The sequence below is a fragment of the Algibacter sp. YIN40 genome (assembly GCF_057219435.1).
In genome coordinates this window covers 288,701-303,108 of record NZ_JBXVVC010000002.1, presented here as the reverse complement: position 1 = coordinate 303,108, position 14,408 = coordinate 288,701, and the positions used below count along the sequence as shown (strand labels likewise).

The window sequence follows — 14,408 nt, the reverse complement described above, 5'->3', positions numbered from 1 at the left end:
ATGCAATACGGAATTTGTAACTTAAGTATTGTTCCTTTAAGGTTAGAACCTTCTGATAAAAGTGAATTGGTTTCTCAATTGCTTTATGGGGATTTCTTTAAAGTCCTAGAATGTCGTAAATCTTGGAGTAAAATTCGTCTTGCCTATGACAAATACGAAGGGTGGATTGATAATAAGCAATACATTGAAATTTCTGAAGACAATTACAATAGTCTTGATAAATCACCTCAAAAACTTTCATTAGATTTAGTTGAATTTATTCTAGATAGTGACCAGCAATTGCATTCCATATTACTAGGTTCTTGCCTGCAGGGCTTGTCTCTATTAAAGCATTCCTTCGACGGCAATATTTTTGAAGGAGAATCCAATAAAAGTAACCTTGTTAAAACTGCCTTTTTGTATTTAAACACACCTTACCTTTGGGGAGGTAAAACACCTTTTGGTATTGATTGCTCTGGGTTTACACAAATGGTATATAAACTTAATGGCTACAAACTTTTAAGAAATGCTTCTCAACAAGCAACCCAAGGAGAAGCACTAAGTTTTATAGAAGAAAGTGCTCCTGGAGATTTAGCTTTTTTCGATAATAATGAAGGACAAATTATTCATGTTGGAATTATTATGAAGGATAATTATATTATTCATGCGCACGGAAAAGTTAGGGTTGATAGACTTGATCATTCGGGGATATATAACGCGGAGAAAAGAATACATACCCACAATCTTCGTGTCATTAAAAAAATTGTATAAAAAAAAGCCACTATAAAGTGGCTTAATTTTTTATTATAGTAACCTTTTTAATTACTTAACTCGTCTACTTTCGCTTTCATCTCTTTATATTTCTCAGTCTCGCCAAGAACACTATAAATATTCATTAAAGTAGTAGCAGCACTAACATTTTTAGAATCAATCTCTAAAGCTTTTGATAAAAACGGAATAGCATCTCTATACAGTTGTTGACGTTGCTCTTTTAATTCATCATATCTCTTATCATCTGCAGCAGAACTTCCTAAGCCATTCATTTCTTCAATTAGCACCTGTTCTTCTCCTAGAATTAAAGCCGCCATATTAATATAAGCATTGATAAAATTTGGATCCAATTCTACTGCCTTTTTATAATAACTTTTTGCTCCTTCAATATCCTTAGATTCAGCAGCAATAACTCCTAAATTATACTGTAATTCGGCATTATCAGGATCCATTTTTGTTGCCTGCTCTAACAAGCTTTTGAACTTCTCTTTGTTCCCCATTTTAAAATGCACATTAGCTTCAGTAAGAATTAAATTCACATCATCAGGGCTTTCTGCTCTAGCATCTTTCATAGCTTCAATAGCCTTTTCATTATCACCATTTGAAACATAAATAAGTGCCACATTTTTAACTATTTCAGCTTTTTTTGATTCTGACTTTTTATCAGTCGGCTTAAGATGAGTTCCAGTTTTAACTGCAACATCACGCAAGTTTTTATTAGGGAAAGCTTGTTCTTTTCCACTTTCCTTATCAACAGCGAAGTATTGCTGTTCGATTCCTGTATATCCCAGTTTTTTCAGTTTATCATAAAGCACTAATGCACGATCATAATCAGGTACACTTACCGCTGTAGCTGCGGCGTAATAAAGGTATACGGTATCCTTTTCATTCATGTTATAAACACGCTCAAAATTAGATGAAGCCATGTTATAATTTTTACTTTCGTATGCTTTATTTCCCTTAGTTAGTAGACTATTAACCATTTCTTGCTTAATAGAAGCTATTTCAGTTTTATAAGCGCCATTAACTTTCTCAAAACTCTGAATTGCAGTATCAATATCCTCTGCACTGCCTTTACCTGAGGCATATAATGCTTGGCCTTTTAAATAATAAAATTTAGATTTTGTTTTATCATCCATAGCTGACATTAAAGTCTCTGCTTGATTCAAAGCAGCCATAGCTTCAGCATAGTTGTTGTTTTTAATCGCTTTCTCAGCAGATTTCAATTCCTTTTTTTGAGCAAAAGAAAATGCACTTATTGAAAAAGCCAATGCTATAATAATTTGTTTTTTCATTTTAAATAATATTAAGTTTAATTTAAGTGTTATTATCGTCTGTATTATTATCAAGGGTTGTGCCATCTTTTGAAATATCAGTGTTTTCAACACCTTCTATACCTTCAACATCATCTACTTCATCTTCATCATGCATTACTTTTGCAACCGCCGCAATAGAATCGTTTCCTTTTAGATTAATTAATTTTACACCTTGTGTGGCTCTCCCCATTACTCTCAAATCTTGAACTGCCATTCTAATAGCTATTCCAGATTTATTAATAATCATTAAATCATCATCATCTGTTACATTTTTAATAGATACTAAGTTACCTGTTTTTTCTGTAATAGAAATAGTTTTTACGCCTTTTCCTCCCCGATTAGTTATACGGTAGTCTTCTAAGCTTGAACGCTTACCATAACCGTTTTCTGATACAACAAGCACATTGCTTTCCATATCATCAACAGCAATCATACCAATTACTTCATCAGTTTTTTCATCTTGCAAGCGAATACCTCTAACTCCGGAAGCCCCACGTCCCATAGGTCGTGTTTTGGCTTCTTCAAAGCGAATGGCCTTACCCGATTTTAACGCTAACATAACTTGACTTTCTCCAGTGGTTAATTTAGCTTCTAGTAAAACATCATCATCCTTAATTGTTATGGCATTAATTCCATTTGTTCTTGGACGTGAATACTGTTCGAGAGAAGTCTTCTTAACCTGTCCTTTCTTAGTAGCCATAATAACATAATGACTATTAATATATTCTTCATCTTTCAAATCTTGAGTACAAATAAACGCCATGACTTTATCGTCTTGCTCAATATTTATTAGATTTTGAATTGCTCTACCCTTCGATGTTTTACTACCTTCTGGAATTTCGTAAACACGCATCCAAAAACATTTTCCTTTTTGAGTGAAGAATAACATATATTGATGGTTAGTACCAACAAATAGATTTTCTAAGAAATCTTCGTTACGTGTTGTTGATGCTTTTTGACCTACTCCACCTCTATTTTGAGTTTTATACTCAGTCAATGATGTACGTTTAATATAACCCGCATGTGAAATAGTAATCACCACTTTTTCATTAGGAATCATATCTTCAATACTTAAATCACCTCCAGCGTATTCAATAACAGAACGACGCTCATCACCATATTTGTCTTTTACAACAAGAAGTTCGTCTTTAATTATAGTCATACGGCGTTCTTTCTTATCTAAAATATCTTTTAAATCTTCTACAGTAACCATTAAATCATCATACTCTGTACGCAATTTATCTTGCTCTAGCCCAGTTAATTGGCGTAAACGCATTTCAACTATGGCTTTTGCTTGTATTTCAGATAGTTTAAAACGTTCAATTAAATTATTTCTAGCTTCATCTGCATTAGACGATGCTCTAATAATTTTTATAACTTCATCTATATTATCCGAAGCAATAATTAATCCTTCTAAAATATGTGCGCGTTCTTCTGCTTTTCGTAATTCATAAGTAGTTCGTCTTACTACAACTTCATGTCTGTGTTCAACGAAATAATGAATTAATTCTTTTAAGTTTAGCATCTGTGGACGACCATTCACTAATGCAATGTTATTCACGCTAAATGATGACTGTAATGCTGTATATTTATATAGTTTATTTAGTACAATATTTGGGATTGCATCACGCTTTAAAACGTATACAATACGCATTCCATTTCTATCAGATTCATCGCGAATAAGTGAAATGCCTTCTAATTTTTTATCGTTTACCAAATCAGCAGTTTTCTTAATCATATCTGCCTTATTAACTTGATATGGTATCTCTGTAACAATTACACATTCACGTCCAGCAACTTCTTCAATAATCGCTTTTCCACGCATTACTATGCGTCCGCGACCAGTATGAAAAGCTTCCTTTACACCATCGTAACCATAAATAGTTCCACCTGTTGGAAAATCTGGTGCTTTAACATGAGTAATTAACTCATCAATTTCTATATCATTATTTTCAATGTAAGCTATGGTTCCATTTACAACTTCAGTTAAATTATGAGGTGGCATATTTGTTGCCATACCAACTGCAATACCAGAAGCACCATTCACCAATAAACCAGGAATACGAGTTGGCAAAACTGTTGGCTCTTGCAAAGTATCATCAAAGTTTAATTTGTGATCTACAGTTTCTTTATCAATATCTGCCAACATATCTTCGGATATCTTGCGCATTCTTGCTTCTGTATAACGCATCGCAGCAGGACTGTCTCCATCTATAGACCCAAAATTCCCTTGTCCATCTACCAACATATAACGTAAACTCCATTCTTGAGCCATACGCACCATAGCGTCATAAACAGATGTATCACCATGCGGGTGATATTTACCTAAAACTTCTCCAACTATTCTTGCCGATTTTTTATGCGCTGAATTTGCCCGAACACCTAATTCATGCATACCATAAAGCACGCGTCTGTGAACTGGTTTTAAGCCATCTCTTACATCTGGTAAGGCACGTGACACAATGACCGACATTGAATAATCAATGTATGCCGATTTCATCTCATCCTCAATATTAATAGGGATCAATTTTTCTCCTTCTGCCATAAATAATTTAATTAAGTTTTATGTGATTTTCAAAACATGCTAATATAAGTATTTCAGCAGTCATAGTAAGACTATCAGCTATACTTTTTCGTGTTTTTTATTAACAATTTAAGGGTTGTTTTTAGTTAATAAGTAAGCACTGAAAAGTTTTGATTTTATAAAGATTTTTTCGTCAATTAGCAATTTAAGGTATAGTTTTTGACTTTAGTAAAATGTTTTAGTATTTTTAATGCAGAAAGGAAAGTATTATGGATGATAATTTTTCACCTAGAGTAAAAGATGTAATCGCTTTTAGTAAAGAAGAAGCTTTGCGTCTTGGTCATGATTTTATTGGTACCGAACATTTAATGTTGGGGCTTCTAAGAGACGGTAATGGCAAAGCTATAAATATACTTAATGCCTTAGAGATTGATTTAAATCATTTAAGACGTAAAGTCGAAATATTAAGCCCAGCAAACCCCGATATTGCCGTGGCTTCAAATCAAAAGAAAAACTTGCACCTTACTAGGCAAGCTGAACGAGCCCTTAAGACGACTTTTTTAGAAGCAAAACTATTTCAAAGCACGTCCATAAATACGGCACATTTACTGCTTTGTATTTTAAGAAATGAAAACGACCCAACTACCAAACTTTTAAATAAATTAAAAGTTGACTACGACAATGTAAAAGAACAATTCAAACTTATGATTACTAACGACAACGATTATATTGAACCTAAAGCTGAATCTTTCCAAGATGACGATAGCAATTCTGATGATGATACATCAAAGGATAATATTTTTAATGCTCCTACTGGAAAAGCTAATAAGAAGTCTAAAACCCCTGTTTTAGATAATTTTGGACGTGATTTAACCGTGCTTGCCGATGAAGGTAAGTTAGACCCAGTTGTTGGTAGAGAAAAGGAAATACAGCGCGTGTCTCAGATTTTAAGTAGGCGAAAAAAGAATAACCCTCTTTTAATTGGAGAACCAGGTGTTGGTAAATCTGCCATAGCGGAAGGGTTGGCTCTTAGAATTACTAAACGAAAAGTATCTAGAATTCTTTTTAATAAGCGAGTAGTGACTTTAGATTTAGCGAGTTTAGTTGCTGGCACAAAATACAGAGGGCAATTTGAAGAACGAATGAAAGCCGTGATGAATGAACTTGAGAAGAATGATGATGTCATCTTATTCATTGATGAAATTCATACTATTGTTGGTGCTGGTGGGGCTACTGGAAGTTTGGATGCTTCAAATATGTTTAAGCCTGCTCTAGCACGGGGGGAAATTCAATGCATTGGGGCAACAACTTTGGATGAATATAGACAATACATTGAAAAAGATGGTGCGTTAGAGCGTCGTTTTCAAAAAGTTATTGTTGAGCCCACAACCGTTGAAGAAACCATTGAGATTCTAAATAATATAAAAGGAAAATACGAAGAGCATCATAATGTTGATTATACACCTGAAGCTATTGAAGCCTGTGTGAAATTAACAAATAGATACATGACGGAACGCTTTTTACCTGACAAGGCTATTGATGCTTTAGATGAAGCAGGTTCACGGGTTCACATAACTAATATTGATGTTCCGAAACAGATTCTAGAACTTGAGAAAAAACTTGAAGATGTTAAAGAAACTAAGAATTCGGTTGTTAGAAAGCAGAAATATGAAGAAGCAGCAAAACTTAGAGATGACGAAAAACGTCTTGAAAAAGAATTAGCAGTTGCACAAGAAAAATGGGAAGAGGATACAAAACAACATCGAGAAATTGTAACAGAAGATAATGTTGCGGATGTGGTGTCTATGATGACAGGTATTCCAGTAAATAGAATTGCACAAACCGAAATAAATAAACTTTCTGAACTTCCTAATTTAATTAAGGGTAAAGTTATCGGTCAAGACCAAGCTGTTGCAAAGGTAGTTAAGGCTATTCAGCGTAATCGTGCAGGACTAAAAGATCCTAATAAGCCTATTGGTTCATTCATATTTTTGGGACAGACAGGTGTCGGCAAAACACAATTAGCAAAAGTACTGTCTAGAGAATTATTTGATAGTGAAGATTCGCTTGTTAGAATAGACATGAGTGAATACATGGAGAAGTTTGCGATTTCAAGATTGGTTGGAGCACCTCCAGGATATGTAGGCTATGAAGAAGGTGGACAACTTACAGAAAAAGTAAGACGCAAGCCTTATGCGGTTATTCTTCTTGATGAAATTGAAAAAGCACATCCAGATGTTTTTAATATGCTGCTTCAAGTTCTTGACGATGGATATTTAACAGATAGCCTTGGAAGAAAAATTGATTTTAGAAATACAATTATTATAATGACGTCTAATATCGGTGCTCGAAAGTTGAAAGATTTCGGAGCTGGAATTGGCTTTGGAACGGCGTCGCAAAAAGCACAAGAAGACGCGAATGCCATTAAAGTAATTGAAAATGCACTTAAAAAATCGTTTGCTCCAGAGTTCTTAAATCGAATCGATGATGTTGTAGTATTTAACCCTCTCGAGAAAGAAGATATTGATAAGATTATTGATATAGAATTAGATAAGCTTCTTAATAGAATAAAAGGATTGGGGTATACTCTAAAGCTCAGTAAGAATGCCAAAGATTATATTGCCGAGAAAGGCTTCGATAAACAATATGGAGCTAGACCATTAAATAGAGCTATTCAAAAATATGTAGAAGATGCTTTAGCTGAAGAGATAATTAGCTCTCAATTACAAGAAGGTGACAAAATTCTTATTGATTTAGATAAAAAATCTGATGAACTAAAAATTAAGATTGAAAAAGCAGAAAAGCCTGCTGAGTCATAGTTTTCATGAGTCTTAACGAATATTAAACCTACATTCTAAAAAAGATTGTAGGTTTTTTTTGTTCTAAACTGTAACAAAATAAAATGTTTCTAATCTTTAATAATAACAATTTGATTTTTTGACGTCAAACCAACTAAATACTGAGCAACTAATTGGACTTTGTGTGTCTGGGAACCAATCTGCACAATTGGAAATTTACAACAGATATTATAAAGCCATGTATAATGTTTCTATTAGAATTGTAAAAGATTCTTATGAAGCCGAAGACATAATGCAAGACTCTTTCTTATTGGCATTTACAAAATTAAAAGAGCTTAAAGATGCAAGAATATTTGGTTCATGGTTAAAGCGAATTGTCATTAATAATAGCATATGTCACTATAAGAAAAGTAGAAAAATTCAGAAAGTTTCAATGGATGATGTTTTATACAAAATAGAAGACCACAGTAGTGATTTTAATTCAGATCAAGAACTAATAAATTTAAAAGCTAGACAAATTTTAAATACGTTAAATACATTAAAAGATAATTATAGAATAGCGCTAACTCTAAACCTAATAGAAGGTTATGACTACAATGAGATAAGTGACATAATGAATATAACAAATGCTAATTGTAGAACAACCATCTCTAGAGCCAAGGAGAAATTAAGACAAAACTTGCAACCAGTAATCGATTTAAAACAATGAATGATGAATAATGGAAATAGGTTTGATTTAGAAAACCCAAATCTTGGTCATGAGCAGCGATTTTTAGAAAAATTAAAAGAGCAGAACAAACAAGTGTCCAATAATGCTAGTAAGCTAAAACGTAACTTATGGAATCCCTTAATAGGAATAGCTGCATCTATTGCTTTATTAATATCATTATTCATTTTTAACAGAACAAATGATTCTGAAAAAAATCTAGCAGATATACCGCCCGAGATAGCCAAAACAGAAAGTCTTTTCGCTTCTGCTTTTGCAAATGAAATAAGTAAACTTAATAGTGAAGAAATGCCAGAATATCAAGATTTAATTGTTGAGGCAATGTTTAAAATTAAAGTCGCTGAAGAAGATTATAATCAATTAGTTATTGGTCTTAAAGAAAACCCGAAAGATCAACTCATAATTTCTGCTATGATGTTAAATTTTCAAGATAGAATTGATGTTTTGCAAGATGTGATGGAAGAAATAAAAGATAAAGAAACAGCAATTAAGCAATCAAAAAAGGAAGTAAATACTATTTAAATCAACTTTTCCCATAGAGGAAAAATTAAAACTAAAAACAATGAAAAAAACAATTACATTATCAATTATTGCATTACTTTTTATTGGACTAACCAATGCACAAAACTGGGGGAAGAAAAAAATAAAAGGCAATGGAAATGTCACAACAGAAACTAGAGATACTGGTAACTATGATGGTATTAAGTGTGCAGGATCTATGGGTTTTATATTAGTAGCAGGAAAAGAAGGAAAAATCACTTTGGAAGGAGAATCGAATTTACTTGAATTTATATCAACAGAAGTAAAAGATGACAACTTAATAATTAAAGTAAAAAAAGGTAAAAACATTAGCCCAAGTAAAGGCAAATCAATTAAAATCACAATTCCTTTCGAAAAAGTAAGCTCTGTCTCATTAGCTGGATCTGGCGATTTAACAAACGAAAACACAATAGATACTGATAAATTAAGTGTTTCTCTAGCTGGTTCTGGTGATATAGATCTTGATATTAAAACTACCTCAATAAAAGGTGCTATCGCTGGATCTGGCGATTTAACACTAAGCGGAAGTACAAATAATTTGGAAGCCAAGGTAGCAGGTTCTGGGGATTTTCATGGTTTTGATTTGCAATCTGAAAACACAGAAGTAGCAGTTGCTGGTTCAGGAAATGCAGAGATCCATAGTAACAAAAAACTAAAAGCTAGAGTTGCGGGTACTGGAGATATTGTATATAAAGGGAATGCAGAAGTAGATAAAAAAGTAGCTGGTTCTGGTTCTATTTCAGCTAAATAATATTGTGAAAAAAGTTCTGCTAATAAAAAAGCATTCTGAAATCAGAATGCTTTTTTATTATATATAGCATTGAGTTGCTAATTAATACCATTACTTTAATTTCACAAGTCGTGCTTATCTTCTTTAGGTACTCTATACAATAAAACTATCCCCAACAAAAAGAATATAAATAAAAATAATATCGCGTTTCGCATGGTACCTGTTACCTGATCTATAGTAGCAAAAATAACCATACCTATAACAATCCCAATTTTCTCTGCTACATCGTAAAAGCTAAAATAAGATGTGGTATCATCAGTTTCAGGTAAAAATTTAGAATATGTAGATCGTGCTAAAGCTTGAATGCCTCCCATAACAAATCCCACTATACTAGCTGCTATATAAAATTGCAATGGTGTTTCCATAAAATATGCATAAAAGCACAATGCCATCCATATAAAGTTAATTACTATTAGAGTATTAATATTCCCAAATTTAGCAGAAGCCTTTGATGTTAAAAAAGCACCTACAACAGCCACAATTTGAATAACCAAAATACTAACAATCAATCCCATAGTTTTTGCTGAGTCGTCTCCCCAAGAAATTTCTTCTTCGCCAAAATAAACAGCAACTAACATGATAGTTTGAACCGCCATACTAAATACGAAGAAAGCATACAGATAACGTTTCAACCTTAAATTCAGCTTTAATTGTTTCCACACCAGTCTTAACTCTTTAAGACCGTTAAAAACAACAGCTTTTGTTACTTTATGCCCAGTAGAAGCTCCTTTTGGCAACCAATAAAAGGAATATTGACTAAATATAGCCCACCATAAGCCTACTGTTATAAACGATATTTTCATAGCTTCAAAAGAGGCTGCGTCTCTAGCTGCTTCTGTTGCTAAAAGAATTTCAGTTTCGTTTGCAGCTTCAATTATAGATTGAGATATACTAATGTTGAAACCAAACCATTCTGGCTTCATTACCATCGTTAAATTTAGTAGTAACAAGATAACACTACCTATATACCCCATAGCAAATCCTTTTGCACTTATACTATCTTGTTGTTCAGGAAATGCAATATCTGGTAAATACGAATTATAAAAAACTAAACTTCCCCAATATCCTATGAGTCCCATAAAGTAAAAAAGCAAACTTAAATGAATCTTTTCAGGGCTAATATCAAACCAATATAATCCAATGCAGCCAGCACTTCCAACATAGCAAAAAAACTTTAAAAAATTTTTCTTATTACCCACATAATCTGCAATTCCAGACAAAATAGGCGACGTAAAGGCTACCACTAAAAACGTAAAAGCTGTAACAAATGTAATAAGCGCAGTACTTTTAAACTCAAAACCAAAAGCAACTACTGTTTTTATTTCAGAAATAAATAGGGCAGAATAAAATATTGGAAATATAGATGAGGCAATTGTTAATGTATAAACAGAATTTGCCCAATCATAAAATGCCCAAGCATTTAGTAATTTTTTTTCTCCTTTTTCTAATACTGCCATAATAAAAAAGCCGCTTATTTATAAGCAGCTTCTAATGTAATCAAATATTTTGTTCTATACTTAAGTTATTTTCTAAATGAAGTAACTCCAAACTTAGCAGCTTCTTCCTTCGCTTTTGGCGCTAAAGCTTTTAGATTCGCAATTCGGGAGTCATTAGACGGATGCGTACTTAAAATTTCTGGTGGTTCTTGACCTCCACTATTAGCTTTCATACGCTTCCATAATTCAGCTCCTTCATCCGGATTATATCCAGCAATAGCCATTAAATACAGGCCTATTTTATCTGCCTCAGTTTCATGATTTCTACTAAAAGGCAACATAAGCCCAACTTGGGTTCCTACGCCATAATATTGATTAAAGGCATTTCTAGATTTTTCATCTTTAATTGCAACATTTCCAGCGACCGCTAACCCTTGTTGTAACAAACCTGCACTCATACGTTGCTGTCCGTGATTAGCCAAAGCATGAGCAACCTCATGTCCCATGATGGCTGCAACTCCTGTTTCTCCATTAGCAATAGGCAAAATTCCTGTATAAAAAACTATTTTACCTCCAGGCATGCACCAAGCATTAACCGTTTTATCATTCACTAAGTTATACTCCCATTTATAGTCTTTCAAATACCCTTCATGCCCATTAGCGTTTAACCACCTCTCAGCAGCAACAGCAATGCGCTGACCAACTCTTGTTATCATAGCAGCATCACTAGTTCCTTTAACTACTTTGTTTTCTGTTAAGAACTGATCATATTGAGCAAAAGCAGTTGGAAACAACTGAGAATTTGGAACCAAGGCCATTGTTTTCTTTCCTGTAAAAGGATTTTCTGCACAAGAAAAAACTATTGCAACAAATCCAAATGCCAAAAATATATTCTTTACTTTCATTTTTTATCGGGCTTAATTTAATAATCACTAAAAATACAAAAATTGTACCTTTATCTTAATTAGACACAACTATATTTTAGCAGTCACATGATTATATGAATTCTATTTCACATAAATTGTTATATTTCACTACTATTCGCGACTCATTGAGTAAATTATAAACTTGTAAAAATGAAAAATTTATTAATCTTCTCACTATTGATTTTCTTGTTTTCATGCAATGGTTCAGCTCAAAAAGAAGCAAAAAGTGAATACAAAGTTTCAAAAACAGAAGCGGAATGGAAATTACAACTTACTGAAAAAGAATTTTATGTATTAAGACAGGCTGGAACGGAACGCCCTAATTCAAGCGCTTTGAACAAAAACTATGATTCTGGCATTTATGTGTGTAAAGCATGTGAAACGCCACTATTTAAAAGTGAACATAAATTTGACTCAGGTACTGGTTGGCCGAGTTTTGATCGAGAAATTAAAGGCAATGTTGCATTTTCAACAGATCATAATTTAGGTTACTCACGTATTGAAGAACATTGTGCCAAATGCGGTGGTCACTTAGGACATGTGTTTAATGATGGTCCAAGAAAAACAACAGGCAAACGTCATTGCATAAATGGGGTTGCTTTAAAATTTATACCAAAAGACTAGAACAAATAATGGAAGGTTATCTGGAGAGTATTGTTAAACAGTTCCATTATTACAAAAGTTTAGGAGATAAAACTTTTGAGCAATTGTCTTTTGATGAAATGCAAAACGAAATTGACGAAAATTCGAATTCTATTTCCATAATTGCCAAGCATCTTTCTGGTAATATGCTTAGTAGGTGGACTAATTTTCTAACTGAAGATGGTGAGAAAACATGGAGGCATCGTGATTTGGAATTTCATAATACTTTTGAAAATAAAGAGGATATCATTTCTTACTGGAATAAAGGATGGCAATGTCTATTTGAAGCCATTGAGCCACTAGAAAACAAAGATTTAGAACAAATTATTTACATAAGAAATCAAGGGCATACGGTTACTGAGGCCTTAAATAGACAACTCGCACACTATGCATACCATGTTGGACAAATAGTCTTTTTGGGCAAACTTTTAAAAGGAAATGATTGGATTTCGCTTTCTATTTCTAAAGGTGATTCTTCAAAATATAACGAAGATAAATTTAGTAAAGAGAAAGCTCGACGACATTTCACAGATGATTTATAAAATCATGTATTTAATTTTTTCTTAAAAGGCCTGATAATCAATCGTGCTTCTCGATCGAAACGTATATAATTATAAACCCAATTAACAAATACTACCATTCTATTCCTAAATCCTATTAAGAAAAAAAGGTGCACAAACATCCAAACATACCATGCAAAAACGCCTTGGAATTTGAAATTTTTTAAATCCACAACAGCTTTGTTTCTTCCAATGGTTGCCATAGAACCCTTGTCTTTATAACTAAAAGGTTTCATAGGTTTTTCTTCTATCAACTTTAAGATATTATCACCTAATTGCTGTCCTTGCTGAATAGCAGGTTGTGCCATCATTGGCAAACCATAAGGGAATTCTTCATTTACCATACATGCAATATCTCCAATAGCAAATATATTTCTAAACCCTTTAACTTGATTAAATTCATTCACCAAAAGCCTATTTCCGCGTGTTATAAATTCTTCAGCATTTAATCCTTTAATGGTTGCCCCTTTAACACCCGCTGCCCAAACTACGGTAGCTGTTTCAAAAGTTAAATCTGTATTAGTAGTTACAATTTTTCCATCGTAGTTAGTAACTCGAACGTTTTTCCAAATATTAACACCCAGTGTTTCTAAGAAGTCCTCCGCTTTTTGTGATGCCTTTTCACTCATGCCTTTTAAAATACAATCGCTTGATTGAATAATATTAATTTGAGCTAATCGCGTATCTAAATCTGGATAATCTTTCGGTAAAATTCCTTTTTTAATTTCAGCCAAGGCACCAGCAAGTTCTACTCCTGTTGGGCCACCTCCTACTATGACAAAATTCATAAGAGCATTGCGCTCGTTTAAATCTGAAGTCAATAATGCTTCTTCAAAATTTTCAAGTATTAAGCTTCTTAAGTTTAAAGATTGCGGTATGGTTTTCATAGCCATACTATACTTTTCAATATCAGAATTCCCAAAAAAGTTAGTTTTAGAACCTGATGCAACCACCAAATAGTCAAATTTTAAATTGCCAATATTGGTTCGAACTTTGTTCTTTTCAACATCAATTTCAATAACATTAGCTAGTCTAAAATAGAAATTAGGAAAATCTTTCAATATTTTTCTAATAGGATAGGCTATCGAGTCTGGTTCTAAACCACCTGTCGAAACTTGATATAATAATGGTTGAAACGTATGATAATTATTTTTATCTAAAAGCACCACTTGCACTTCTTGTTTCGATAATTTTTTTGCTAAAGCCACTCCAGCAAAACCACCACCAATAATAACAATTCGGGGATAACTCGTTCTAGGTATATTCATACAATAATTCTTGCTGAACAAAGGTAGTAAAACAACTAGAGATTGCTTTCTACAAGCCAATAACAAATTCAATAAAAACAATGTTATAATGCCTCTAGAATTTTTTTTCGATTTAAAGGTTTCTTAATTTA

General features: G+C 33.0%; 12 protein-coding genes. 7 read left to right on the top strand and 5 right to left on the bottom strand.

The window, feature by feature from the left end; translation table 11 throughout:
* Positions 1–750 (top strand): C40 family peptidase, encoded by a 750-nt coding sequence (locus AC2D6V_RS09140; RefSeq protein ID WP_484647826.1) that lies wholly within the window; start codon positions 1–3, stop codon positions 748–750.
* A gap of 47 nt (positions 751–797) precedes the next feature.
* Here the strand turns inward: AC2D6V_RS09140 and AC2D6V_RS09135 are convergent, their stop codons facing one another.
* Together AC2D6V_RS09135 and gyrA are read right to left on the bottom strand one after the other, a co-directional pair.
* A complete protein-coding gene (locus tag AC2D6V_RS09135) occupies positions 798–2,045 on the bottom strand; it encodes a tetratricopeptide repeat protein (RefSeq protein ID WP_484647825.1) in 1,248 nt (415 codons plus the stop codon).
* A gap of 22 nt (positions 2,046–2,067) precedes the next feature.
* Positions 2,068–4,611: a DNA gyrase subunit A gene (gene gyrA / locus AC2D6V_RS09130; RefSeq protein ID WP_484647824.1), complete on the bottom strand. Its 2,544-nt coding sequence runs from the start codon at positions 4,609–4,611 to the stop codon at positions 2,068–2,070.
* Between the two features lie 248 nt (positions 4,612–4,859).
* Between gyrA and AC2D6V_RS09125 the strand changes: the two genes are divergently transcribed.
* The 4 genes from AC2D6V_RS09125 to AC2D6V_RS09110 all read left to right on the top strand — a co-directional run bounded on the left by AC2D6V_RS09125 (position 4,860) and on the right by AC2D6V_RS09110 (position 9,406).
* On the top strand, positions 4,860–7,409 hold the full coding sequence (locus AC2D6V_RS09125; protein WP_484647823.1) for an ATP-dependent Clp protease ATP-binding subunit: 2,550 nt from the start codon (positions 4,860–4,862) through the stop codon (positions 7,407–7,409).
* A 118-nt stretch (positions 7,410–7,527) separates the two neighbouring features.
* The gene (locus AC2D6V_RS09120) at positions 7,528–8,097 is read left to right on the top strand and encodes an RNA polymerase sigma factor (protein ID WP_484647822.1); all 570 of its coding nucleotides are present in this window, start codon (positions 7,528–7,530) and stop codon (positions 8,095–8,097) included.
* Positions 8,098–8,100: 3 nt separating this feature from the next.
* Complete coding sequence (locus AC2D6V_RS09115) at positions 8,101–8,637, top strand: hypothetical protein (protein ID WP_484647821.1); 537 nt, start codon at positions 8,101–8,103, stop codon at positions 8,635–8,637.
* Positions 8,638–8,677: 40 nt separating this feature from the next.
* Entirely contained in the window at positions 8,678–9,406 is a 729-nt protein-coding gene (locus AC2D6V_RS09110) for a head GIN domain-containing protein (protein WP_484647819.1), read from the top strand.
* A gap of 101 nt (positions 9,407–9,507) precedes the next feature.
* Here AC2D6V_RS09110 and AC2D6V_RS09105 read toward each other — a convergent pair whose 3' ends face one another.
* Both AC2D6V_RS09105 and AC2D6V_RS09100 read right to left on the bottom strand, forming a co-directional pair.
* A complete protein-coding gene (locus AC2D6V_RS09105) occupies positions 9,508–10,902 on the bottom strand; it encodes an MFS transporter (protein ID WP_484647818.1) in 1,395 nt (464 codons plus the stop codon).
* A 65-nt stretch (positions 10,903–10,967) separates the two neighbouring features.
* Positions 10,968–11,786: a M48 family metallopeptidase gene (locus AC2D6V_RS09100; RefSeq protein WP_484647817.1), complete on the bottom strand. Its 819-nt coding sequence runs from the start codon at positions 11,784–11,786 to the stop codon at positions 10,968–10,970.
* Between the two features lie 171 nt (positions 11,787–11,957).
* Here AC2D6V_RS09100 and msrB point away from each other — a divergent pair, with 171 nt between their 5' ends.
* Together msrB and AC2D6V_RS09090 are read left to right on the top strand one after the other, a co-directional pair.
* Entirely contained in the window at positions 11,958–12,431 is a 474-nt protein-coding gene (msrB, locus tag AC2D6V_RS09095; protein WP_484647816.1) for a peptide-methionine (R)-S-oxide reductase MsrB, read from the top strand.
* Between the two features lie 8 nt (positions 12,432–12,439).
* Positions 12,440–12,991, top strand: a complete 552-nt coding sequence (locus tag AC2D6V_RS09090; protein WP_484647815.1) for a DUF1572 family protein — start codon at positions 12,440–12,442, stop codon at positions 12,989–12,991.
* A gap of 2 nt (positions 12,992–12,993) precedes the next feature.
* On the opposite strand, the gene AC2D6V_RS09085 is transcribed toward AC2D6V_RS09090, so the two are convergent.
* Entirely contained in the window at positions 12,994–14,277 is a 1,284-nt protein-coding gene (locus AC2D6V_RS09085; RefSeq protein WP_484647814.1) for an NAD(P)/FAD-dependent oxidoreductase, read from the bottom strand.
* Positions 14,278–14,408 lie beyond the last annotated feature (131 nt).